This is a genomic window from Photobacterium sanguinicancri (genome assembly GCF_024346675.1).
Classification (GTDB): domain Bacteria; phylum Pseudomonadota; class Gammaproteobacteria; order Enterobacterales; family Vibrionaceae; genus Photobacterium; species Photobacterium sanguinicancri.
Genome location: NZ_AP024851.1, coordinates 196,758 through 221,009, shown reverse-complemented (window position 1 = coordinate 221,009; position 24,252 = coordinate 196,758). Strand labels below are relative to the sequence as shown.

The 24,252-nt window shown below is 40.4% G+C and carries 22 protein-coding genes; 10 read left to right on the top strand and 12 right to left on the bottom strand.

Translation table 11 applies throughout. From position 1 onward, the window contains the following. Positions 1-156: 156 nt before the first annotated feature. The 4 genes from OCU87_RS17945 to tpx form a co-directional block, all read right to left on the bottom strand. Complete coding sequence (locus OCU87_RS17945; RefSeq protein WP_261858991.1) at positions 157-576, bottom strand: FidL-like protein; 420 nt, start codon at positions 574-576, stop codon at positions 157-159. 89 nt (positions 577-665) lie between these two features. After that, entirely contained in the window at positions 666-1,481 is an 816-nt protein-coding gene (locus OCU87_RS17940) for a winged helix-turn-helix domain-containing protein (protein WP_261858990.1), read from the bottom strand. Between the two features lie 830 nt (positions 1,482-2,311). Continuing rightward, on the bottom strand, positions 2,312-2,926 hold the full coding sequence (locus tag OCU87_RS17935) for a peroxiredoxin (RefSeq protein WP_062691374.1): 615 nt from the start codon (positions 2,924-2,926) through the stop codon (positions 2,312-2,314). A gap of 719 nt (positions 2,927-3,645) precedes the next feature. Beyond that, on the bottom strand, positions 3,646-4,146 hold the full coding sequence (gene tpx, locus OCU87_RS17930) for a thiol peroxidase (protein WP_261858989.1): 501 nt from the start codon (positions 4,144-4,146) through the stop codon (positions 3,646-3,648). A 1,134-nt stretch (positions 4,147-5,280) separates the two neighbouring features. Between tpx and OCU87_RS17925 the strand changes: the two genes are divergently transcribed. Next, on the top strand, positions 5,281-6,132 hold the full coding sequence (locus OCU87_RS17925) for an alpha/beta hydrolase (protein ID WP_261858988.1): 852 nt from the start codon (positions 5,281-5,283) through the stop codon (positions 6,130-6,132). Between the two features lie 65 nt (positions 6,133-6,197). Here OCU87_RS17925 and OCU87_RS17920 read toward each other — a convergent pair whose 3' ends face one another. From OCU87_RS17920 to OCU87_RS17910, 3 genes are read right to left on the bottom strand one after another with little or no spacing between them, the layout of a single operon-like run. Further along, on the bottom strand, positions 6,198-6,398 hold the full coding sequence (locus OCU87_RS17920; RefSeq protein ID WP_062691377.1) for a FeoB-associated Cys-rich membrane protein: 201 nt from the start codon (positions 6,396-6,398) through the stop codon (positions 6,198-6,200). After that, on the bottom strand, positions 6,391-8,886 hold the full coding sequence (gene feoB / locus OCU87_RS17915; protein ID WP_261858987.1) for a ferrous iron transport protein B: 2,496 nt from the start codon (positions 8,884-8,886) through the stop codon (positions 6,391-6,393). The genes OCU87_RS17920 and feoB overlap by 8 nt, the downstream gene beginning before the upstream one ends. Before the next feature lie 4 nt (positions 8,887-8,890). After that, entirely contained in the window at positions 8,891-9,139 is a 249-nt protein-coding gene (locus OCU87_RS17910; protein WP_094957155.1) for a FeoA family protein, read from the bottom strand. Between the two features lie 208 nt (positions 9,140-9,347). Here OCU87_RS17910 and OCU87_RS17905 point away from each other — a divergent pair, with 208 nt between their 5' ends. From OCU87_RS17905 to OCU87_RS17890, 4 genes are all read left to right on the top strand, one after another. Beyond that, positions 9,348-9,659, top strand: a complete 312-nt coding sequence (locus OCU87_RS17905; protein ID WP_261858986.1) for a hypothetical protein — start codon at positions 9,348-9,350, stop codon at positions 9,657-9,659. Positions 9,660-9,719: 60 nt separating this feature from the next. After that, the gene (locus OCU87_RS17900; RefSeq protein WP_261858985.1) at positions 9,720-10,508 is read left to right on the top strand and encodes a DUF4198 domain-containing protein; all 789 of its coding nucleotides are present in this window, start codon (positions 9,720-9,722) and stop codon (positions 10,506-10,508) included. 203 nt (positions 10,509-10,711) lie between these two features. Beyond that, the gene (locus OCU87_RS17895) at positions 10,712-11,362 is read left to right on the top strand and encodes a DUF1007 family protein (protein WP_390961524.1); all 651 of its coding nucleotides are present in this window, start codon (positions 10,712-10,714) and stop codon (positions 11,360-11,362) included. Positions 11,363-11,376: 14 nt separating this feature from the next. After that, positions 11,377-12,336, top strand: a complete 960-nt coding sequence (locus OCU87_RS17890) for a nickel/cobalt transporter (protein ID WP_261858984.1) — start codon at positions 11,377-11,379, stop codon at positions 12,334-12,336. Between the two features lie 117 nt (positions 12,337-12,453). Here the strand turns inward: OCU87_RS17890 and OCU87_RS17885 are convergent, their stop codons facing one another. The 3 genes from OCU87_RS17885 to OCU87_RS17875 all read right to left on the bottom strand — a co-directional run bounded on the left by OCU87_RS17885 (position 12,454) and on the right by OCU87_RS17875 (position 15,142). Next, a complete protein-coding gene (locus tag OCU87_RS17885; protein WP_062691389.1) occupies positions 12,454-12,813 on the bottom strand; it encodes a diacylglycerol kinase in 360 nt (119 codons plus the stop codon). 37 nt (positions 12,814-12,850) lie between these two features. Beyond that, a complete protein-coding gene (eptA, locus tag OCU87_RS17880; protein ID WP_261858983.1) occupies positions 12,851-14,461 on the bottom strand; it encodes a phosphoethanolamine transferase EptA in 1,611 nt (536 codons plus the stop codon). A gap of 288 nt (positions 14,462-14,749) precedes the next feature. After that, on the bottom strand, positions 14,750-15,142 hold the full coding sequence (locus tag OCU87_RS17875) for a VOC family protein (protein ID WP_261858982.1): 393 nt from the start codon (positions 15,140-15,142) through the stop codon (positions 14,750-14,752). Positions 15,143-15,275: 133 nt separating this feature from the next. On the opposite strand from OCU87_RS17875, the gene OCU87_RS17870 reads away from it, so the two are divergent. Beyond that, a complete protein-coding gene (locus OCU87_RS17870) occupies positions 15,276-16,298 on the top strand; it encodes a YdcF family protein (protein WP_261858981.1) in 1,023 nt (340 codons plus the stop codon). Between the two features lie 451 nt (positions 16,299-16,749). After that, positions 16,750-18,138, top strand: a complete 1,389-nt coding sequence (dcuC, locus tag OCU87_RS17865) for a C4-dicarboxylate transporter DcuC (RefSeq protein WP_261858980.1) — start codon at positions 16,750-16,752, stop codon at positions 18,136-18,138. 93 nt (positions 18,139-18,231) lie between these two features. Here the strand turns inward: dcuC and OCU87_RS17860 are convergent, their stop codons facing one another. Continuing rightward, a complete protein-coding gene (locus tag OCU87_RS17860) occupies positions 18,232-19,530 on the bottom strand; it encodes a methyl-accepting chemotaxis protein (RefSeq protein ID WP_261858979.1) in 1,299 nt (432 codons plus the stop codon). Positions 19,531-19,962: 432 nt separating this feature from the next. Further along, entirely contained in the window at positions 19,963-20,283 is a 321-nt protein-coding gene (locus OCU87_RS17855; RefSeq protein ID WP_094957456.1) for a hypothetical protein, read from the bottom strand. Positions 20,284-20,668: 385 nt separating this feature from the next. Between OCU87_RS17855 and OCU87_RS17850 the strand changes: the two genes are divergently transcribed. The 3 genes from OCU87_RS17850 to ylqF all read left to right on the top strand — a co-directional run bounded on the left by OCU87_RS17850 (position 20,669) and on the right by ylqF (position 24,148). Beyond that, complete coding sequence (locus tag OCU87_RS17850) at positions 20,669-21,775, top strand: HlyD family secretion protein (RefSeq protein ID WP_094957457.1); 1,107 nt, start codon at positions 20,669-20,671, stop codon at positions 21,773-21,775. Next, the gene (locus tag OCU87_RS17845) at positions 21,765-22,760 is read left to right on the top strand and encodes a DUF2955 domain-containing protein (RefSeq protein WP_261858978.1); all 996 of its coding nucleotides are present in this window, start codon (positions 21,765-21,767) and stop codon (positions 22,758-22,760) included. Before OCU87_RS17850 ends, OCU87_RS17845 begins: the two co-directional genes overlap by 11 nt. A gap of 443 nt (positions 22,761-23,203) precedes the next feature. After that, positions 23,204-24,148 (top strand): ribosome biogenesis GTPase YlqF, encoded by a 945-nt coding sequence (gene ylqF / locus OCU87_RS17840; protein WP_062691406.1) that lies wholly within the window; start codon positions 23,204-23,206, stop codon positions 24,146-24,148. Positions 24,149-24,252: the final 104 nt, after the last annotated feature.

The window sequence follows — 24,252 nt, the reverse complement described above, 5'->3', positions numbered from 1 at the left end:
GTCTGGGTCTGGGTCTGGGTCTGGGTCTGGGTCTGGGTCTGGGTCTGGGTCTGGGTAAGATGATAATCACAATTACCGTAGAGCAATAAAGTATTGATGCAGAAAAACCCGAAGCACCAAGCGACGAGTTATTGCCTGATCATTTAATCAATGGGCCTAATCTGCTAGCGCACACACAAATAACGGTGAATTAATCGAACTCAGTAACACAGTATCATGATTAAGCTGTTTAACCTGAATTTGGAGTGCGTGATTACTGTCAGACATCTCACGCATAAAGTAGTCAAAAATCACATCGGGTGCCTCATCGATAGATGATTTACTCGACGACCAACTTTTTACTTTGTACATACGCTCAAGATCAGAAACGCGCTGGCTGTAATATTCAAATTTCACGTACCGCTGAAGGTATAACCAGCCTGCTTTTGAATCTGAATACCCTTCCACCACCATAGAACCCTTTCCTCCGACAGCAAAATGAAAATGGACGTTAACATTCACGGTTTCGGTTTCGGTATCTTCGAAATGCATAATGGCACGAGCAGTGCATTTCATCTCCCCACTATTTTCAGGCATAACTTTAGCCAAAAAAGGGAGAGTACAAAGCAGAAAAAGAATAAGCGCATAAAAGAAAAATATCTTACCACTTTTATTTGAATGCATGCTTATTTCCAAGAATAGTAAAAGTAATTATCGCAGTAGGCATATGGGTTATTTTCATTCTTTGCACATTGCGCCATGAAAGTTCGGCCTAACCCTTTATTTTTAAACTTATCGCTGTAATAGAAAATAAAGCGCCGATCATCATTACATTCAAGAGATAACTTTTTGCGTACTGCATCGAAACTTAATTTATAACTTTTATCCATCTCGCTATTTATCATTTTCTCATTAGAAAACAACTCACAGGCCTGATCAGAAACTTGATTAAGCTGCACAATATTAATGGATCGTTCAGAGATAATGGCCGTCCACAACAAAACCAATGCCGCTGTAAACAAAACCGCACTTGCCATCATCCAGTTTCGCTCTTGCTCTTCAGTCTGCTCTGGTAACTCTGTCGCTGTCGAGCTATCAGCTAGCTCTGCGGGTTCATTCAGCTCTTGTGCTGGCCCTTCCTGATTAATAAACAACGGGTGTAATTGATTATCATCAATCACTTCAATGACTAAATCTTTGCTTAACTCCAATCTACCGCGCGCGACGGTGATGATAGCGTTCTCAATTTGATAGTTACGAAAAGATTTACGCAATAAGCTCAGGTATTGGTTTAGATTACTATTGGATGAAGTGAGTCCATTATCATCCCATACCTTCTGCATTATCTCATCACGAGTTATTACCCCGGGATTTTGTAGTAAAAAATAGAGTAAAGCATTTGCTGTAATTGAAAGGTGTGTATCCGAAGTACCATTATCATCAATACTTAATGTTGCATCCGTGGCATCATAATAAAGAAATCCATTAATTTTGTACTTCATGTTTCAACTACAAATCCATCTAAATAATAAAACCGTTCTATTCTTATCTTATCAATGCAACACACAGTATATTTACCATTATTACATCTCATAAACATTTTCAAAGCATATGAAAGGTGTTTGCTTTATAGATATACCAGATAGTAGTGCTATAAAGATTTTCCAGTATGATTTAGATCAATCTATACTTGTCATACCAGTGTGTAATTTACTATTCTGTCAACTAAATCACATCTTGCAAATTTTCTTTTAGAAAGCACACGCAAACTGTTTGTAAATATGTGACAAAAGCAACCCAAGTTGACGAAGCGCGCGTAAAATTGCCATACACAGATCAAACCATACGACACAAAAACATCTGTCTTAAGGCGTTGGTAAAATGGAATAATGCTTACCTGTGCCAAAGGACTAGGCAGGACGAGAAAAAGGTAGCGAATCTATAAGATAAGAGACAAGAAATACAAAACCTATTTTGATATAAAGCCTATATTGGATTACAAATACTTATTGTCGCTCAATGAACAAATGACGTGGCATTTAAAAAAAGCGGCCTTATCAAAAACTATGGCTTCGACAGTAGTATCGTCAAAGTGATTATCAACCATTATAACTATCCAGCCAAGGCCAGAAAAAAGTGTAAAAAGGATAATAAGAGAGATCATTCGAGTAATTAGCTTTTGTTTCATTTTTCACAAGTTCTCAAAGCGTGGCAACATCACATTTACTACAGCTATAATCTCTACTTTATAGGTAAAGACCTCAGGTACATGAAACATATATTAAGGCGCAGTAACTCATTCATCATGAATTACGGCGCACATTAGTATTGACTAAATATATTGCTTTGCTACGTTAATAGCTTTAGCTAAATCAGGTGTTGTTGTTAGTTCTGGAACTCGTTGAATATGACGAATTACATTATTTTTATCAACCACAATAATGGTACGTGTTAGCAAACCAATACCATCAATTTGGGTACCTGTTTTCTGACCAAAATTATGGGATACAGCATCAGATAAAAAAGTGACTTTATCACTAATATTCGCCACTTTTGCAAAGCGAGACTGAGCAAATACGGTATCAGAACTTACAGCTAAGAAGTCGATACCTTTAATATCATTTGATGCTAAGTGATCATTTAACTCATGCAGTTGTTCATCACAAACAGGTGTATCAACAGAAGCTATAATGCTATAAATACGAACATTATGAACCGGTGCGCTGGTATCAAAGTCGCTAAGATCACCTCTCTTTAGTAGTGTACTCGGCATCATTTGTCCCACTTTAACGGGTTGACCAATTAACTGTAGTGGTGATGCATCTAGTGTAACGATATTACCCATACCTAAAGGTGCAGATTCAGAAACGGTTGTGAATTGGTTTGCTGCCAATGTTGTAGTTGATAAAAGGCAGGCGATTAGTGCAGAAATTGTTGTTGTTTTCATAAATATAATTCTTATTCTTGTATCATATAAACTGTCTATTTTAACTTGCAGTAAGTTAATAATTTTACATGAGTTAGCGTCGAGTAATTTGGAATATATAAAACACGTAACATTAATACACATTAGATATATCTAATGTGTTATTACGCTAGACTAAACTTATTTTAATATCAGTTAAAATGTCGATAGCTTCATAATTTGAGGTTAATTCACAAAACATAACTCTGATTTAAGCATTCGACAAATATCTTTTGACATAAGAAATTTATCTTGTTCATTTAAATGCTTACTTTTTTATATAAAAGCATTTAACATGCAGTTTAAGCCTGTCTAAATTATCGCACTCCAAACCAGTAACCTCTTGATACTCTTCTATTTTTCCCAATACAGCTTTCATTCTCAATATAATTATTACTGTTCATTAAATTCGAGGAGGGGAAGATCTATAACTACGACTTTAATGCCACTGATGTATAAGATGATATATAAAACAGATCTCAGCCTGGATCAAGCCCACCTTACCCATTAGCTTAAAACTCAAGCATTATTATAAGCCACACACTATCATTTTATTTTCATAATAAGGAAGATAGCGTAAAAATAACTAAGATACACTTATCGATACTTCGTAAAAATATATCATTTCAATTTAAACATTAAGTAATGACAAATCAGAAGTATTAAAAGAGCGCTTAGCAAAGCGCTCTTATTATATAAGGTTACGCTTTTAGAGACTCTAAAGCCAAATCATAGTTAGCTTCTTCAGTAATCTCAGAAACTAATTCACTGTGTAAAACAGTACCTTCTTCATTTATAACAACAACAGCACGAGTCGCTAAACCCTTTAATGCACCATCATTCAAATTAACACCATAATCTTCTGTGAAAGAAGAAGAGCGGAAAAAAGATGCGGTTTCAACATTATCGAGACCTTCAGCTCCACAGAAACGACCAGTAGCAAAAGGAAGATCAGCTGAAATACATAAAACAGTAACATTTTCTAAGTTAACTGCTTTTTCATTAAAGGTTCGAACACTAGTAGCACATACAGGAGTATCGATACTTGGGAAAATATTTAAAACAACTTTTTTCTCTTTTAAACTTTCTAAACTAAAATCGTTTAATTCAGCAGAACACAACGTAAAGCTAGGTGCTTTTTCACCTACTTTAGGGAATGTACCTGAAACTGAAACCGGATTTCCTTGAAATGTAATTGACATGACTTATTTCCTTTATTGTTTTTAGTGACTAACTTCTGAATTCGAAGCGATAGTACTTGCAATAGTTAAGGTGACAAATCCGACCACCATTTACATTTCTTCTTTATCAATAACAAATACACAATATTATTTAATGGATCTTCATAACTGTGTAATTTATAAATTCACGTCAATATTTGATATTTAATTTAAATTTAGTAATAATTTTATCAATTAACCCTGTATTTAAGACAGGCGCCATCCAATTATACTCATCTCAATTCAATTTTTAATTGGACACCCAATCAAATCTAATCCAGTTCCCAGCATTAACGTCAGCATATTTACATGACAATATAGCATCTAATTTTTTTCTAATTTTTATATTATTGTGTCTCATAAGCCCTTTCTATAGGTCTACTACACCTTACTTTTGTGGTTAAAACCATTAAACCAACGCTCAATCAGGTAACCCATATCCTCCTTTATTACTCAATCAGTCAGCGGTATATTTTAGTATCAATATAATAAAACGTTGTTCAAAGCAGTTTTTAGGTGATGGCGCTATTGAAAGTCAATTGCTTAATCGGGGGCTTGCACGCACCTATGCATTAAAGTGAGTATTTATCATTGTTTGCGATAAACCAACAAGGCGTGTTTACCGTACGCTCATGCCAATCTAGGTGCATATTGAAATGATTTGCCATCGAATCTATAATGATATCGTCAATGGATGACGCGTGTTAAAGCAGGAGTAATTGTTAAATTGTAATATAGGTTTGTAAAGTGATGACTACTTGGTTTTGGTTAGGTTATGGTTTATTTGTTATGTTTATCGCAATACTTGCTGCCATCGATCTTGAATCTGATTCAGGCTGTTTAAAAGTGGGGAGCTAGTTCACTTAAACTTTTTTAAGTGGAGGCTTATTCCTGCTGGTCCCTACACAAGTATTCATATCATTCGCGACATGGTGATTAGCGTATTGTCCTGACTTTCTAACTTCCATATAACAGTGGTACGTTACTTAACATCGTACCTATCTCTTATTGACCACTCTTTTATATTTCTGCACATCAAAACGAACTCTTCTTTTATAGGTACAAAACCACACTTATACTGTTGCCATCAATTTCACAGTATAGACATATCGATCAATGACTCATCAAGAAGCCTTTTTTACCAGTCTCTCAGGGAAGCAAATTTACACGCAATCATGGCAACCTGAAGGCAATCGTCCACATGCGATCGTCATTGTTGTTCATGGCTTAGGTGAGCATTCTGGTCGATACCAGAACCTAGTTCAAACTTTACTTCCCCTCAACATTGCTGTGTACGGGCTTGATCATCTTGGTCACGGGCAAAGCGAAGGAAAAAGAGTCTTTATCGACAGTTTTGACGAGTATATCGATACACTTGATAACTATGTCGATCAGGTAAAAGAGACTCGGCCTGATTGTCCTCTTTTCCTTATCGGGCACAGCATGGGCGGTTTAATCACCTCTACCTATCTTCTTCAGCATCAAAACAAGGTTAACGGAGCGGTTCTCTCTGCACCAGCGATTCAACCACCAGCACAAATTTCTCCGCTTCTAATTAAACTGGGAAAATATATTGCAGCAATCGCACCAGCCCTACCTGCTGTCGCGCTTGATATAAAAGGCATAAGCCGCGATCCCAGCGTTATTGAACGTTACCTACAAGACCCATTGGTACATTCAGGTAATGTAACAGCAGGATTAAGCCGCCAAATACAGCTGGCCATGGACAATATGGCTCAAAATGCCCATTTGATTAATCTGCCCTTACTTATATTACAAGGAACTGAAGATCGATTAGTAAACCCACGAGGGGCGAATTTTTTGGTTAACGCCGTTTCAAGTACAGATAAAACACTCAAACAATACGATGGCTTATATCATGAATTGTTTAATGAGCCAGAGAAAGAACACGTACTAAAAGATCTTTCTGAGTGGCTAGCACTACATATTGTAGACAGTGCACTTTAATAAAATAAGCTGAATACAAAAACGACCGCTTTTAAAGGCGGTCGTTACTGGTATTAACACGGTTGCTAGCGTTTACTTCGATCTTTATCACGCGGCTTTGAAGGGCAAGCACTGCCACAGCTATCACAACTTCCGCACTCCCCTTTCTTTTTCCAAAGCTTCTGATAAAGATAATAAACCGCCGCTGCCACAATCAAACCAAACAGTGCTATATCTTGCCAATGATTAGCGGCATCAGTAACAAGCGCAGAACTGGAATTACCCATTTTCATTCCTTAGCTGTTGAGGCGTCAACCATCGTTGTTTCCAGCGTTTTAACGTATCGCTGCAAGCCACTAGCAACAGAGTAGCTAAGCTTGTGCCATATATCCAAGACATCATGGCAATACCAGATAGCGCAAATAAATTGCCAAGGGTATACGCGGTTGTTGCAACCAAAAAGCCTAAACCTGTTGGCAGGAATATCGCGAGTAACATCCAACGATACTGACCTGTTTGCACTCGGATCATGATCATCGTTGCTAAACATGGTGGATATAAAGCAAAGAACAAAATCACTGCAACCGCAGACAAATCACTACTGCCTTTGTCTTTGGTTTCCGAACTCATTCGGGCTTCAAGTGTGTCATTACTGTCGTCATCTTGCTGGAATAACACACCCAACGTTGCAACACTGCTTTCACGGGCAGCAAAAGAAGACAGCAAGGCAACATTGATCTTCCAATCAAAGCCTGCCAATTGTGTCACTGGCTCCATTGAACGACCTAGCTGACCTAACAAGGAAGTTTCTAAGCGTAACTCTTTCATCTTACGTCTGATTTTCTTACGTGATGATGCTAACTTCCGAAGCTCTCGACTGATTTTTTTCGCTGATTTATCACCTTTGGGAGGCACAACTAAAGGATAAAACAACGCATTACGTTCAGAGAAAGCCACATTCACCGATTTAGACGCACTCGGGCTAGTGGCATTCAATTTCGCACGCTTAAAGTCAGTGTAATAATTCACTAACGCTGGTAGTTCAGCGGCAGGGACATTGTCTAAGTACGGGTTACCTTTTAGCTTAGTGTAAAAACGATCGATGGCTGCCGTTGCTTGCTGCTCAAACGTTTGTTGCTGACTATTGGGTACACCCGGGAATTGAAGCAAACAGAAAATCACCACGGATACTGCAATCACTATGGTGCCGACCTTCTTGATATAAATCCAAGTTCGTTCAAACGCACGCGTCAGTACACTTCGCAACGTTGGCATATGGTAGCGCGGAAGTTCCATTACGAAAGGGGCTGTTTCTGTCCCTCTCAATACAGTTTTCGTTAATAACTTGGCAACCAAAAGCGCCGCGATAATCGTAATTGTTGCAATATAGAACATCATTAGTGCTTTATGCTCTACAAAGAAAATACTAACTAACAAGGTATACAGGGGGACTTTCGCCAAACAGTTCATGAATGGCACCGTTAAAATAGTGGCTAACCGTGCGCGATGATCGGGAATGCCTTTGGTTGCCATGATACCAGGTACAGCGCAGCCACCAGCAAACACCCCACTTAAAATCATCGGTAAAGTACTCTGGCCATGCAGCCCAAATTTGTGAAGAATTTTATCAACGATAAAAGCGATTCGAGCCATGTAGCCAGAGTCTTCTAGTGCGGCTATTAAACCAAATAAAATCAAGAAGATGGGCACGTAGTTTAGTAACGTATTGGCCGAATCGACGATCCATAACCCCATAGAGCGCACATAAGGATCATGTAAAAAACCAGCCGCAGGTAAAAATCCAGCGATAAATTCGCGCGTAGCAGCCAAATAAGGCCAAGTGTAGTTGGTCAGCTCATAGCCATAGACAATTGATAGTTGGTAAATAAGAAATACCGTGGCTAATAATACGCATGGCGCGATATAGCGGTTCAGCACCCAACGATCGATTTTTTCTGTTCTTGTCTCTTTATCTGGTGTGGCTTCATGCACAACATCTTGTAATAACTGCTGAATGAAACCATTCCGGCACGTCATCACATAATCACTCACCGACATGGTAAGCAATGCTGTCAGATTGGGAATAGTCTCTTCCAACCATACCGATATTTTCTCCCACTCCTCTGTAGGCAACGCTTCTTTAAGTTGCCCTTCAACCACGGCGTCTTGCTCTAATAAACGTAACGCCAACCACTCTATCGGCTGGCCGAGGTAGTGTTGATTAGACTGCAACAATAATACTAACTGTTGCTGGGCCTGGGTTAATTTAGGTAACGAATACGGTAGCTGACTAACGGTGGCTGTTGAAATCGAATCGGCGATTAACTGTTTTCCACGCGCTTGCTTACCTATTGTTTCAATAACAGGTAAACCAAGACGTTTCGACAACAAATCAGAATCAATGGTGATACCTTCCGATTGGGCAATATCCATCATATTAATAACAAGAACAAGAGGCTGAGATTGCTCAATCAATTGCATTGTTAAGTTCAAACCACGGGAAAGGTTTACTGCATCTAACACATTCAACACTGCTGTTGGTTTTAAGTCACTCAAAGCCTGCCGTGTGACGCGCTCTTCAAGCGAAAAACTCGATAAGCTATAGGTGCCAGGCAAGTCAATAAGACTACATGTTTCATTGCCAACCTTAAAGAAGCCCACCTTCTTATCAACCGTCACTCCAGGGTAATTTGCCACATGCTGACGCGCACCTGTGAGCATATTAAAAAGCGTGGATTTGCCTGCATTTTGTTGTCCAGCCAATAAAATCGTCATTTCGCTACTCCTTACTTTCAGCACGATTTTCCAGTAACTCAACTGAAACCATTTTTGCTTCTGCAATACGTAAACTCACACTTGCACGCCCCACCTTAACTTGAATAGGGTCACCAAATGGTGCGTAACGAACTAATTTAATTAGCGTTTGAGGGAGAAGACCAAGATCCATCAGCCTTTGTCTTATTGCTCCTTCAGCATGATGTTGAAGAATAATTGCGTGTTGATGAGGGTGCAGTTGATCAAGTTTCATTTGAATAGTCGATATGAGATGTAAGGCATAATCTACTGAATTTACGTATATTGATAAACAAACTCAACCGCAAATAACAATAGTTATCATTAGGATGATCGCGATCAATTTTATGTCGAATGAAGCAGAATTTAACTGCGACTTAATTTAAAGTCCCGCCATCAATTCAGCGAGAGGCTGAAACAATAATAACCTGAAGGAATACCCTATGCGTTTTCAACAATTGGCACTTATTGCAGCCCTTTTTACTCCAACAATTGCACTAGCCCATACGCCACTGTGTTCATGCTATGACTCAGGCGATGGTACGGTACTTTGTGAAGGCGGTTTTTCCGATGGTTCGTCAGCAACTGGGGTAGAAATAAAGGTTATTAACGACAGTGGTGAATTAGTCGTGAAAGGCAAAATGAATGAAGACAGTGAATTTGAATTCGACAAACCAAAATCAGCTTACCACGTTGAATTTAACGCGGGCCCAGGCCACCTCATCTCTATCGATAGCGAAAATATTGTCGAATAACAGCCAAATAATTTCTAGCTACAAGACCAAAACTGACAAATCTATAAGGATAATATGATCATGAAAAAAACAACCCTAGCCCTTCTAAGTGCCGCAACTCTCTCTTTTTCAGTGGCAAGTCACGCGCACTTCCAAATGGCGTACACACCCGAGATGCAGCTGGCGAAACCTGCGACACTCGACATGAAGTTGGTTTTTGGGCACCCAATGGAAAATGGTCATGTAATGGATATGGAAAAGCCACTTGAGTTCTTCGTGCAATTCAAAGATAAGCGCACGGATCTGATGGCGAAGTTAAAAGAAATCAGCTGGCAGGGTCCAGAAAACAAAGCAAAAGCTTACCAAGCTGATGTAAAAGTACAGCGTAACGGCGACTACATTTTTGCTGTTGTACCAACACCTTACTACGAGAAAAATGAAGACGTTTACATTCAACAGATCACTAAAAGTTTTGTTAATAAAGGGGCTATGCCGACAGGTTGGGAAGAGCCACTTGGTCTTAAAACAGAAATTTTACCATTAAACAAACCATACCAAGTTTTCGCGGGCGGTACATTCAGCGGTAGAGTCATCAGCGACGGCAAACCCGTTGCAGGTGCAGAATGTGAAATCGAATTTGTAAATACTGACATTAATCTAGAAAAGAATGCATTCGGTAAAACCAACTACCGCGAAGCACCTGCATCAGCTATTGTAGCGTTTACCGATAATAACGGTGTATTTACATTTGGTATCCCTAAAGCGGGCACTTGGGGCTTTGCATGTCTAGGCACTGGTCCTGATACAGAATACCAAGGCAAAGAACTGTCTCAAGATGCCGTTATTTGGGTACAAGCTAAAGAGCTTTAAACCCAACAACACTGACTCTGTTAAAGCAAGTCAATTGTATTAAAACAGGTTAATCATAAACGGAAGCTTGCCTTCCGTTTTTCTTTTAAACACCAAGCACTGTCGATGATAAAATGTGATAAAGTAACATCCCACATCAAACCAAAATCGATGAAAATGGTGTCATGACAAAGCTGCTTTTACCTTCGACTAATATTCCCTTTTTGACTACACTCCGCCGACGCTTTTCAACACTACTGCTCGGGGTATTATGCATAATACCTTCAGTATCCCTTGCCCACCCTCACTCTTGGGTCGATATTCATACAGAAATTCTTGGCACTAAAACTCATATCACGGGTTTTAAAATGCATTGGACATTTGATGCAATGACGTCGGCCTATATGCTCGATGGTGAAGATACATCAGCAGAAAACAAGGTCTCTACTTTCCAAACTATCGCTGATTCTGTAATGGAAAACCTATTGCAGGAACACTACTTCACGTACTTCTACCAAAATGAGCAACCGATCAAATATAAAGTATCGCCTGGTGGATCGTTAAGCCAAGATAGAATGAAAATCACTTTAAGTTTTGAGCTGCCTCTCGCTACCCCTCAACCGCTACCTGAAAAGCCATTAAAGCTACGCGTATTTGAACCAAGCTATTACGTTGATCTGGCATGGAAAGCGAACAGCGATATCACCCTTGCTGAACCGCTGAAAGAACACTGCCAAGTGAAGGTAATTAAACCAAACCCAACAGCTGAACAAATGAGCTACGCCATGTCGCTGCCAGCCGATGCCGATCCTGATAACGCATTAGGTCAACTCTTTACTCAAACAGTCACTATTGTCTGTCAACCAAAGGTCTAATCAAGGTCAGTCAAATGCAATCAACCCGCTCTTCCGTCGCTCATTGGCTCTTTTCGATTTATGGCTTACTCACAGTGTTAAGCTTGTTTAGCATCGTAGGCTACACCTTGTGGCAAGCTTGGCCTTCCCTGATCCTATCTGGTATGCAGTGGCAACGCAGCCTTTATAACACGTTAAGTGAGTTACTGTTTGATGCGAAAACTGAGCCTCTCTCGGCCAGCATCAGCTTAGTGAGTGTTAGTCTATTGTATGGCATTTTACACTCTCTGGGGCCTGGTCATGGCAAGGTCATTGTCTCTACCTATGTGGCGACCCATCCCGCCAAAGTAACCATTAGCTTATGGATCACGTTACTGTCTGCATTAATGCAAGCCATTGTCGCGATCAGCCTCGTTTCTACTTTGCGTTTTGTTTATCATACCTCCATGCGCGACATTAGCGCCCACGCTGACACCTTTGTCACTTGGAGTTTTTATGCCGTAATTGCTTTGGGTCTTGCGCTAATAACACGCAGTCTCCGCACCTTATGGCGAATGCAGCTAACCAATAAAGCGCAAGATACTAACGTACCAAGCATACAGACTTGCTGTCATCATCATGCATCTGCCGATAGCGTAAACCAAACAACATCCAAAAAAGAAATTGTCAGTATCATTGCCAGCATTGGTATCCGACCATGTACTGGCGCCATTATGGTGCTGCTGTTTTCCAATATGGTCGATATGTATTGGCTTGGCATAGTCAGTGCTATCGTGATGGCATTAGGAACCGCAATGACAACCTCTACCCTCGCAATGATGACAATTACAGGCAAGAAGTTGGCTCACTTTTATATTAAACATAATACGACTAAACCGACGTCAGTATTAACCGATCTTCGTCCTGTGGTACAAGCATTAGGAGGGGGGGCACTCATCATCCTTGGCATGGTGATGTTGCAGTCACAAGTACCGGGCATGTCCTCTGTTTTTTAATCTAGGTCTAACGACAGTTTACTTTGCACAAATAAAAAATCCCTAGCCAAAAGCTAGGGATTTTTTTAACACTCATCTATTAACATTCACGCTTCTTAAAGCAAAATGCCAAACGAGTTAAGTAAATAGGATAAGACCCCAAGTAACAGTCACCAGTGTCAACGCCACAAATACAGCCGCTGAACCAATGTCTTTTGCTCGGCCACTTAACTCATGGAATTCCGAACCTACACGGTCAACAACCGCTTCAACAGCTGAGTTAAGAAGTTCTACAATCACCACGATGAATAATGAGCCAATCATCACGACTTGCTCTAATTTAGTGACAGGTAAGAAAAAAGTAACGACAGTCAACAATGCCATTAATACGATTTCTTGACGAAAAGCAGCTTCGTGTTGCCAAGCCGCCTTTAAGCCTTTCATGGAGTAACCCGTCGCGTCAATAACGCGTTTAATACCGGTAGCACCAGGTTTCATGTAGATTTTCCTATATATAGAACTAAATTAAGATGCATTATTTTGAACATGTCGCAAACATGTCTAACGCTGGTTTGTATTCACTTGTTTCGATATCCATCAAACCTAAGATTGAATGGAAGAAGTTGTCATGTGAATACTCGCCTTGCGCCATTTCCTGAAGACACTCAGTATTTAACTTATGCTTCTTGGTGAAGCTATCAGACATCCAAGTAACCATAGGTACATGCGTTTGGTAATCAGGGGCAATCGCGTACGGTAGACCATGTAAGTAGATACCGTTTTCACCTAATGATTCACCGTGATCAGACACATAAAGCATGGCTGTATTTACGCTATCGTCTTGTGCTTTCAGTGTATTGATCACTTCACTCAACAAGTAATCCGTATATAGCAGGGTATTATCGTAAGTGTTCACTAACTCTTCTTTGGAGCAATTCTGAATTTCAGCCGTATCACAGGTTGGCGTGAATTTTTTAAACTCATCAGGGTAACGTTTATAGTACGTAGGACCATGGCTACCTAGCAGGTGCAATACAATCACACCGTCCTTTTTGATGGCTGTAATCTCTTCGTCCAAGTTTTCAAGTAAAACACCGTCAAAACAGGTTCCCCTTGTACACAGTTCCTCACTTTTAGATTTGCTCGAATTAATATACGGCACGCGGTCGCAAGCACCTTTACAACCACTGTTGTTGTTCTTCCAAAGCACATCCACACCCGCGTGATCCAGCACATCTAATAGCCCTTCCTGGTGACGAGCGGTAGAAGCACTGTAAGATGACTTGGTCATATTCGAGAACATACACGGCAAAGAAACAGCTGTCGCAGTACCACATGAGCTAACATTCGGGAAGTTAATCACCCCCTCTTGCTTTGCTAGATATTCGTTGGTTTCTTTCTCATAACCATTAAACGATGAGTTCATGGCACGCGCCGTTTCACCTACAACCACAACTAACACATTTTTTTGCTCGTTATCAGCATTGCGATTTACCGCATCTGTACCAATTTGGACAAATGGTAAGTTGGCTTCATACAAACGAGTTTTCGCAACACGGAACGTAGCTGTAATATAGTTAGTAGGATTAAGCGTCGATTTGATTTCTGCATTATTACGAAGTAACGATGCATAATCTTTGTAGTACATAGAGGCAATCAGAGCAACCACGACAACTGAACCAACAATACTTAGCGCTTTGAAGATCACTTCTTTAATTACGCCATTAAATTTAACTTCAATGCGACTCATAATGAAAAGTGGAATAACCGCTAATGATACAAACCACAATACAACCGATGTTGACATGTAGCTGGTCGCTTCATTGGTATCGGTTTCAATCACATTTACGATCATATCGTAATCAAGTACAACACCGTATTGGTGCATACCAAATGTCGCCATTGACGAAATAATAATGATCAAGCCAATCACCGCGCGGTGAAGGTATGGCCATGTGAACAAGGTGAATACCACATTCATTATCGCCAAGATAAAGAAAGGCAGAGACAACTTGAACCCCATTGACGCATCAGGCAGGGATTCAAAGATAATGTCTAAGCGTTCCCAAACGGCAATATTTTGGAAAATAGTAAAAAATAAAGCAATGAGCAGTGTGTATACAATGCTATTTAAGCGGATTTTCATTCGTATAGCGCCAGTATGTTCGTTTCTCTAAGAAACTGGTCAAAAATTCTTCCAGATTATGCACGTCATACAAAAAAAAGTAAAAAATAATTCTCAACAAGCATTAGGATAAAGCTTATTTAATCATTAAAATCAAATACATATAATCAGCACCATATTCCATAAGTTACGCAAAATAATGTAAGCAGGTTTTACAAAATTTAAAGTGTTCGTTATTTCTTCACTTTCATTGCATAGCAAAAATTGAGTACACACTAAAACGCCGCACCGCAAGGTGAAATAAAGGAGCTAACACTCTTTTTTCTCATAGGTGATCACTGAAATAATGGCACCCGAAACATCAAAAAAAGCACACATCCGACCGACACCGGGTACATCCATCGCTGGATAAACCGCCTTCCCACCCGCAGCCTCTGCTTTTGCTATTGTCTCATCCACGTTTTCTACCGTTATATAGCAGCCCCAATAATTAGGCATTTTCTCTGCGCCTGGTGGTTTTGCCATGATCCCACCCACTGGCTCACCGTTTGATTTTACAACGTGATAAACACCTTGTGGCATTTCCATCGCTTCTACTTCCCAGCCAATCACGTCTTGGTAGAACTTCACCGCTTCTTCTGGATTATCCACAATAAGCTCAGACCAGCTAAACGCACCCTGCTGTTGAAATACGTTATTCATTACGATCTCCATTTTCTTCACTGACTACGAATAGTTTAGTCTGCCATCGCTGAATACTTGGTAGAATTTGGTGAATAAATGTAGCATTGTGAACAATAGTGACTTTCATTTTGTGTTACGGACCCGACTATCTATGATCACCCAGCTAATTGAATCTTCCTCCCTCGCTTACCAATCATCCAACCGCACTCAGTACCCCTTTGGTGGCCATATTGGCACAAACCTTGATGCTGTCAGCTACTACCTTGAACATGCAATTAGTTTAGACACCACACGAACTGATTTACTGCTAACCCTTGCAAATATCTATACTTTTCAGGGGGAAATACCTAAAGCACTGCACCTCTATGAAGATTGTGTATCTCAAAGTCCTCTTCAATCTGATGCGATTATTCCCCTTACATACCTCGCCGTATGGCACCATTATTTAGATCAGCATAAAAAAGTGACACATTATCTTCAGCGGTTAAAGGAAGTGTCATCACCGACAGCCATGCAAGTCGAGCAACTGCTTAGCGCTATTGAGCAAATACTGGCAAAAACGATAAATTACGGGACTGCACTAAACACTGAAAGTGAACTCAAAACAATTCAACAAGAAAACGGTAATAGCGCCATTATCATTTTGGGTTATAAATTAAATGCTGATGGCACCATACCGCCAATGTTATTACAGCGCTTGGACACGGCACTAACCGTAATAAAGGCATATCCCGAAATCCCGATATTTGTAACAGGTGGGTTAGCACAAGCTGGTATGACAGAAGCCTGTGCAATGCAGCAATGGCTTATTGGCCATGCAGTCGCAGCTGATCGTATTATTCTGGAAGATGAGGCCACCAATACACTTGATAATGCACGCTTCACCTTAGCTAAACTCCAACAACACAATATCCAGCAAGCTTGGTTAATCAGTGCCTCTATTCATGTCCATCGCAGTGAAATTATCTTTGTATCAACGCAACTGCACCAGCGATTAACAGGCCAGCAGCCCAATAACCAGCCAACCTTCATTCACTTTGATCACTATGCTGCTCGTGATGGTTTAAGCCCAAAACCTCAGCCTGAAGGAAAAATACGTTTGGATTGTTATATCGATGCGTTACGAAGCTTTGGCCTACCCGCCTTTTGCACCACGCACATTACTCAGGCTTAGCCTTTTTACATATTAATAAAATAAGCACGATCATGGCTGATAATTGAACGGCACAAAAAAAATAGATTTAAATGTGGAATATTCTCTATCCCATATCTATAAGTAAGACATATATTAATTACATTAAAATTAATTATTCCAATATCTACTGCCTATTTTAACTACCCTTTATACCCTCCTTTTTATATTGTTATTTTTGAAAACTTACTTTGATAAATACACCCACACCATAATTAAATTTAATCCATTAAAAATCAACAATTTAAAACAACAAAGCCCAGATTGAACGCATAAAAAATCAATTATCAATACAGCATATCCATCACAAAAAAAGCAAGGCAAGCAATATAAGATCCTACCTGCCAGTATTTATACATCTATTAACAACCACTAGACACTCACCAATTAAGATTATCATGCTGTTTTGCTGTGATGTCATTTAAGGGAACTTATGTTATCAATAATCATTGCATTGATAGTGACAGGCTTTGTCACTATGTTTGTACTCAAGGGATATAAAGCGCAAGCAATATTAATGGCAGGCGGCATTGTTTTAATGATTGCCGCAATGTTAATTGGCCAAGACCTACCATTGCCAGAAAGCGCCTCTACAGGTTCACAATGGCTTGATGTTTTCCAATTTATTAAAAACACCTTTTCAAGCCAGAGTGCAGGGCTTGGTTTAAAAATCATGGCCATTGCCGGTTTTGCTTTTTACATGCATGAGATTGGCGCTTCTGAATCCCTCGTTCGCGTGCTAACTCGTCCACTTGCTCGTATTAAGCACATGCCTTACTTTTTCATGGCAATGTGTTTCATCATTGGCGAATTCCTGTCCATCTTTATTACCAGTGCCTCAGGCCTAGGTGTATTGTTGATGGTGACACTGTACCCACTAATGCGCAGCGTAGGGTTAAGCCGACTATCGGCTTGTGCACCGATCGCTACCGCGGTTGCGGTAGAAATGGGACCAGGCCAAGGTAACGTTAACTTTGCCGCTGAAATTATTGGTATCGACGTTGTCGATTATGTTGTGCAATACCAGCTTGTTGTCGCGGCTGCAGCATTAATCACCATCGCCGTTCTACATGTTGTTATTCAGAAATACTACGATGTGAAAAGTGGTCACATTGCTAGCGAGCACCGCCACCTTGCCGATCAAGCTGATGAAAATCATTCAACTGAAGATACTCAGTCAATCGCACCTACGATTTACGCGATTTTACCCGTGATCCCACTGGTACTGATTTTCACTTTCAGTAAGTTAATGATCAGCAGCATTAAGATGGACGTCACAACAGCCATGTTTGTGTCTATCGTGATCACGCTGTTCTTTGAATATTTCCGCCGTGGTAACGCAAAGAAAGTAATTGATTCAATTCAAATTTTCTTTGATGGTATGGGCCGACAATTTGCTAACGTAGTTACCTTCATCGTTGCTGGTCAAACTTTTGCCCAAGGCCTGAAAACCATAGGTGCCATTGATGTCATTGTTAATGCCGCTGAAACCGCTGGATTTGGCCCTGTACTGATGACCATAGTGATGGTCGGTATCATTATGGTCTCCGCCATCTTAATGGGCTCAGGTAACGCTGCATTCTTCTCGTTTGCTAACTTAGTGCCTGACATTGCAGCAAAAATGGGGATAGCACCGGTTGTCATGCTATTACCAATGCAGTTTGTCGCAGGGATGAGCCGTAACATTTCACCGATTGCACCCAATATGGTGGCTATCGCTGGTGTGGCAGAAGTATCACCGTTTGAACTCGCTAAACGTACCGCAGTTCCTATGTTAGGCGGGATAATTATTTCTGTCTTTATTAGTATCACCAGTTTCTAAGCTAGTAAGCTTCTAGCTCGCACAGGCAAATACAACAAAGCCAGAGTCATGCTCTGGCTTTGTTATTTCTCGCTTATAATTTCAAACTGGCTGTTAGCTCTCAGACAAACTCATGACCGTCTGCGAAACATTTTCAGCACCCGTATAGATTTCATCCATTACCGTCGAGACTTCGGCAATCTTGTTCATGCCTTCGTTACTGATCGTTGCCACTTCACGCATACTTGCGGTGACACGATCCGTTAAGTTTCTATTCTCTGCAACCACAGAAGCAATTTCACTGGTTGACTGGCTAGTACGAGACGCCAACTGACGTACCTCATCCGCGACAACGGCAAAACCACGACCTTGTTCACCAGCACGAGCGGCTTCAATTGCTGCATTCAATGCTAATAAGTTGGTTTGATCGGCAATCTCTTTAATCGTTGAAACAATGGCTTCGATATTCTGTGATTTAGTATTCAACAGTTGAAGTTGTTCAGACGTGCTTTCCACTTGTTCTGATATTTTAGCTGACACTTCAACAGAATCTGTGAGTAGTTCAGAGCCTTGTTTGGCAATCTGTGCCGTTTCTACTGATGTGCTGTAAGCAACTTCAGCCGCTTGAGCAACGGCTTCGTTCTTTTTAATCTGCTCTGTGATATTAGAGGCAAACTTAATCACCTTAACCACATTGCCTGATGCATCTAATATCGGGTTATACGTGGCTTCTAACCACACATTGTCACCGTAACTGTTTTTTCGCAAAAACTGCCCTGACTTAAAGTGGCCTTTCGCTAGATCTTGCCAGAAGCTTGGATTTTCAGCATAGAAAGTATCATCGCAGAACATGCGGTGATGTTGACCGTGAATTTGCTCTAACGCATAGCCAACAGTACTTAAAAAGTTTTGGTTCGCAGTTAAAATAATGCCTGTTGGATCAAATTCGATGGTCGCCTGAGAACGGTTTAGCGCAGCCAACACATTTTGCTGAGCAATTGACTCGTTTTTAGCGATCGTAACATCAGATGCTATCTTCATGACCTTTACGATCACGCCATCTTGCTTAACTGGAAAGTAAGTCGCTTCTAACCAAATCGCCTCACCGTGCTTGTTCTTACGTTCAAACGTGCCATGCGCTGCTCTGCCCGCTTTTAAATTCTGCCAAAATTGACGATATTCAGCGCTGTCAGCAAAAGCTTTAAAACACATGGCCTTGTGGTATTTACCCACAACCTCGGATAACGAATAACCGACAATACCTAAAAAAAGTGGATTGGCATCTAAAATTCGGCCATCAAGATCAAATTCGATAGTGGCCATTTCCGACTGGATTGAGCCTACAATCGATTGAAGCTGAGCATTCTCACCCTGAACAGTCGCTAGCTGCTGCTTTAACTTTCTACTAAACATCAGATTGTCTCTTATTATTTTCTGTTTTCGCACAATGGACGGTATAAAAATACCGTCAAAAATACCTCTCGCGCAACATAGTAAGTGACAATTGTATCAAATTGATAATTATTTTTAGCAACATCTCAAAAAGCCAGCCACACAACGCCATACCTCCCCACAAAAACAGTCATAGCTACGTATTAATACATAATCAAACTCATAACAAAGAGCGATTACGTTCTAATAGAAGAGTGCATTGCGAGTCATCCAAACATGTCTTGTGACAACGGAGTAATGTCCATAATGTGATCACTCGCCTAGAACGTTTGATCCAAATGAGATAGAAGAAAAGTTCAGTGTTCACAGCAATAAAAAGGCCTAGCGGCTATGCAGCTAGGCCTTATAAGAGGCTGAAGGCTTAACTGATTAACATCAAGCTCTCTTCACCTCTTAATTATATTGAATATAAAGCATCTTTCGAAGGCTATCACATCGGCGCTTATCTAAACGATCGCCAAGATAGTCACCATCTTCTGCAGCCTTCTTCATCAATAGTGCCCGAGCACGTTCATTTGAAGGTAGATCTTTATATTGATCGTAAGACTGAAGCTTAAGGACTTTATATTTAGAGCGTTGACCTGAGCTTGCGACATGGTCATAACAATAAACCATCGCGCCTGCATTTGCTCCGACCTTACTAGCATCGGTGATTGCATAAGCATTTGTAGCTAGCACTATCAAAGCTAAAGAAAGTGTTTTAATTAGTTTCATATCGATCTCCAATTAGAGCTCATATTTGGCTTCAGTTACTGTCATCTTCATTGTTTAGTTAAAGAGACTTCTTAAGTCAGAAACAAATCATAATCATCAATCGAATGACACACTTGCCATTTAGTGACACAGCATAATTCTTCGCGATACTCGAGCTACGATGTGAAACCGCCTTCTTCCACGCAACCTAATAAACCCCTATATATAAAAACCGACACGTAAAACGAACAAAAAACGCAGTGTCGTTAGATGGCAATTAAAAGGAGGATTTGGTGTATATGCTTTCTTAAAAAAGGATAAAACGCCATTTACACTGTGCCGTCGAGTGACTCAAAGCGAGTAATCAAAGCATTATTTATCAATAACATTACCCACGAGAATAACCATGTCTGAAGATAATAAAATTGACAAGAAAGCGGAAGAACCAAGGAAAGTAAACAAAGTTAAAATAACAACCAATGCCTTATTAGCATTAGCTGTTGTTTCAATTAGTACCGCGATTATCTCAGACCGAATTATTCCCACGACTGACAACGCTAGAGTGGAAGGCAATGTTGTTTCCTTAAAGCCACAGGTTTCAGGACAAATAGAAGCAATCAAAGCTAAACCCAATGCCAATGTAAATAAAAATGATGTGTTACTTCAAATAGCGCCAACGGAATATAAAATTGCAGTAAAGAAAGCAGAAGCAAAACTTAAAATCACCGGGCAACAAGTTGGCTCTCAAATGGCCAATATCATTGCTGCGCAAGCACAATTAACAACCGCATTAATTGCGCAAGAAAATGCTAAACGTCAGGGCCAGCGAGTACTCGCAATGGCTGAGAAAGGCGTTGTTTCAAAGTCTGATGCTGACACAACCCGCGCAACTATCGATAAGTCCAATGCTGATGTATTGAATGCTCAGGCTAATCTTGAAAAAGCAAAATCTCAAGTAGGTTCAGAGGGTAAAGATAATGCCCAAATACAAACAGCACTACTTGAACTGCAACAAGCACAATTAGATCTATCACGCACAACAATGTTCGCACCAGCAAACGGGGCAATAACCAATTTGAACTTGTCAGCAGGTTCTTATGCTTCGGCAGGCTCCCCATTAATGACATTTGTTGAAAAAGACAGTCTATGGCTAGAAGCCTATTTTCGTGAAAATAGCTTAGGAAACATAAAGTCTGGCGACGACGTTGAAATTGCACTTGATTATGCGCCCGGTACAACGTTCAAAGGTACGGTATCTTCGATTGACCTTGGTGTGGCTTGGGGACAAAACGATCAACTTGGTAAGCTTGCCAACGTACAAAACCAAAACGGTTGGTTACGAGACACACAACGTATACCTGTGACAATAAAACTCAACGAGCCAGCCGCTATCGAAATGATGCGTATTGGGGGGCAAGCAGATGTGATTATTTATACTGGAGATAATGCACTATTTAACCTTCTTGGTAAGGCTTGGATTAATCTAGTGAGTATCTTGTCTTATGTTCGATAATATAAATCAAGCGCAGGAACGAAGGATCCTGCGTTACATCACTACGGTAGGCATCGCCACATTCCTTGCTTTATGGTTTAACTGGCCATTAGCGTTTTGTACGCCGCTATTGACTGCAAAGTTTATTACCGACAAACCTCAATTCCATATTCTACATGTTAAACAACTAGGTTATGCGCTTATATCCACGGCTATTATTGGATTTTTAATATCATCAGGATTACCCGAGTATAAAATCGCATTTTTAGCCATGATCTCTCTTGGAATGCTTTGGGCATACTATTTATTTACCGACCCAAAGTGGGTAATGTTTGCAACATATCTAATGATCGAACTTATCTTACTCCCTTCAATAACAATCATAGATCAAGGCGTAGCGATTGATGTTGGCGTTGGCTTTGCATTCTCAGGGATATTAGCGGTCGCACTCTACGCACTATCTCATGTGTACTTCCCTGAGGAAGAAGAGGTAGAGTTTAATGGTTTTCCACCATCACCACTGACAGACGAGATGCGTTGGGCTGCAGCCATTCGAGCCTGGAAGGTTTCATTTCCGTTAGTTTGCTTTTACTTCTACTTCCAGCTATCCCAAATACTACTGACAGTGGCATTTGTGATGATATTATCTTTAATGGCAAGCAGTGATAAGACTGGAAAAGCCGCGCTATTTTTCACTATGAGTAACATCCTTGGTGGGTTACTTGCCTTTATCGCTTTTGTAACCATTTCTTTAGTACCAAACATGTATATATACATGTTAGTTATCCTCGTCATCATAGCTATGATCGGCACCAAAATTTATACCGATCCAACAAAGGCCCCTCTTTACATTACCGCCTTTACTGGTTTTACGGTCCTGATGGGAACCTCGATGAGTAATGGCGCATTAGATGACAAGTTTTACGTCCGTATTTTCCAGTTATTCCTCGTACTGCTCTACATGCTATTTATGACATATTTCTTTGAATCTCGTGAAAGAAAATAAGCGCCAATCACACGCATCAAGTCGATTTAGATTATATTAATATAGGCACTATTTTCTCTTCTTCTATGGCATTAAATGGCAGCGAATTTTCTCTGCCATTGAGCCTTCAAGAGTACAGCTTGTCATTAATGTCCTTTTGTATGAGCTTTAGCAAAAACTTAGGACTTCCCTCTGCCACATTTGGTATAGCCAGTACTCACATCCATCGCATGAACTTACACCGTGATGACGAAGAGACTCATCACTTTCGTTGAAGTCTCCCCTACTATTAATTTCAGCGCCTAGAATAAAGTGTTAAGATCATCACAATAGAAAAATTCCAGTTACGGGGTTGCTTGTAAAGTAAGCAAACGCCAGCCCTTTTTATGCGCGGTAAATTTTATGTACCCCATGTTGTACCCCGTAACTTAAAATGAATAAATAAATTATGCTAAGGTTTTCAAATGTCTAACAGTATCCAGTGGTTTCCGGGTCACATGCACAAGGCTCGCAAAGAAATTGAAGAAGCGATCCCAAAAGTTGATGTAATTATTGAAGTACTGGATGCGCGTATCCCATTCAGTAGTGAAAACCCGCTCATCTCTTCTTTTCGTGGCGAAAAACCTGTTGTTAAGGTTCTTAATAAGCGTGATTTAGCCGATCCTGAAATGACGGAACTTTGGATTGCTCACCTAGAGAAAGAGCAAGGTGTTAAGGCGATTGCGATCACGACTGAAAACATCTCTGAAGTACAAAAAATCACAGAGCTTTGCCGCAAACTGGCACCACACCGTGAAGAGATGGGTAAAAACATTCGTACCATGATAATGGGTATTCCGAATGTTGGTAAATCTACCATCATCAACACATTAGCAGGCCGTGCTGTTGCTATTACAGGTAACCAACCCGCGGTCACTCGCCAACAACAACGTATTAATCTACAGAACGGTATTATCCTTTCTGATACCCCTGGGATTTTATGGCCAAAAGTTGAAAACCCGCACAGTGGCTTTCGTTTAGCGGCAACAGGTGCAGTTAAAGATACAGCGATGGATTATATGGACGTGGCTTTCTTTACGGTTGAATACCTTAAAGAGGCTTATGCCGATCGCCTAATTGCACGTTACGACCTTGATGAAGATATGCCAGAAACAGATATCGAGTTAATGGAAGAGATTGGTCGTAAACGTGGTTGCCTTCGTGCTGGTGGCCGCATTGATTTACACAAAGCCTCTGAAATTCTTATCAATGAACTTCGCAACGGCACCTTAGGCCAGATCACAATGGAACGCCCAGAAATGATCACTGAAGAGCTAGTGAACGTTGCTATCCAAACTGAGCTAAAGAAAGAACAACAAATTAAGAAGAAAGAAGAACGCCGTAAACGTTACCTGCGCAACAAGCGTTAATACGTAATACGCTCTTCTCTTTGATAAAAACCCCGCCTTGTATACCACAATGCGGGGTTTTTCTATATTTAAACGCTGATGATTTCTGCCATGTTTCATCTGCA

Coding starts and splice junctions, on each gene's coding strand:
- OCU87_RS17845 (WP_261858978.1), top strand. CDS start 21,765: ATGTTCGATAATATAAATCAAGCGCAGGAACGAAGGATCCTGCGTTAC.
- OCU87_RS17860 (WP_261858979.1), bottom strand. CDS start 19,530: ATGTTTAGTAGAAAGTTAAAGCAGCAGCTAGCGACTGTTCAGGGTGAG.
- OCU87_RS17855 (WP_094957456.1), bottom strand. CDS start 20,283: ATGAAACTAATTAAAACACTTTCTTTAGCTTTGATAGTGCTAGCTACA.
- OCU87_RS17940 (WP_261858990.1), bottom strand. CDS start 1,481: ATGAAGTACAAAATTAATGGATTTCTTTATTATGATGCCACGGATGCA.
- dcuC (WP_261858980.1), top strand. CDS start 16,750: ATGTTATCAATAATCATTGCATTGATAGTGACAGGCTTTGTCACTATG.
- OCU87_RS17900 (WP_261858985.1), top strand. CDS start 9,720: ATGAAAAAAACAACCCTAGCCCTTCTAAGTGCCGCAACTCTCTCTTTT.
- eptA (WP_261858983.1), bottom strand. CDS start 14,461: ATGAAAATCCGCTTAAATAGCATTGTATACACACTGCTCATTGCTTTA.
- OCU87_RS17935 (WP_062691374.1), bottom strand. CDS start 2,926: ATGAAAACAACAACAATTTCTGCACTAATCGCCTGCCTTTTATCAACT.
- OCU87_RS17905 (WP_261858986.1), top strand. CDS start 9,348: ATGCGTTTTCAACAATTGGCACTTATTGCAGCCCTTTTTACTCCAACA.
- OCU87_RS17920 (WP_062691377.1), bottom strand. CDS start 6,398: ATGGGTAATTCCAGTTCTGCGCTTGTTACTGATGCCGCTAATCATTGG.
- OCU87_RS17945 (WP_261858991.1), bottom strand. CDS start 576: ATGCCTGAAAATAGTGGGGAGATGAAATGCACTGCTCGTGCCATTATG.
- OCU87_RS17850 (WP_094957457.1), top strand. CDS start 20,669: ATGTCTGAAGATAATAAAATTGACAAGAAAGCGGAAGAACCAAGGAAA.
- OCU87_RS17910 (WP_094957155.1), bottom strand. CDS start 9,139: ATGAAACTTGATCAACTGCACCCTCATCAACACGCAATTATTCTTCAA.
- ylqF (WP_062691406.1), top strand. CDS start 23,204: ATGTCTAACAGTATCCAGTGGTTTCCGGGTCACATGCACAAGGCTCGC.
- OCU87_RS17870 (WP_261858981.1), top strand. CDS start 15,276: ATGATCACCCAGCTAATTGAATCTTCCTCCCTCGCTTACCAATCATCC.
- feoB (WP_261858987.1), bottom strand. CDS start 8,886: ATGACGATTTTATTGGCTGGACAACAAAATGCAGGCAAATCCACGCTT.
- OCU87_RS17890 (WP_261858984.1), top strand. CDS start 11,377: ATGCAATCAACCCGCTCTTCCGTCGCTCATTGGCTCTTTTCGATTTAT.
- OCU87_RS17925 (WP_261858988.1), top strand. CDS start 5,281: ATGACTCATCAAGAAGCCTTTTTTACCAGTCTCTCAGGGAAGCAAATT.
- tpx (WP_261858989.1), bottom strand. CDS start 4,146: ATGTCAATTACATTTCAAGGAAATCCGGTTTCAGTTTCAGGTACATTC.
- OCU87_RS17885 (WP_062691389.1), bottom strand. CDS start 12,813: ATGAAACCTGGTGCTACCGGTATTAAACGCGTTATTGACGCGACGGGT.
- OCU87_RS17875 (WP_261858982.1), bottom strand. CDS start 15,142: ATGAATAACGTATTTCAACAGCAGGGTGCGTTTAGCTGGTCTGAGCTT.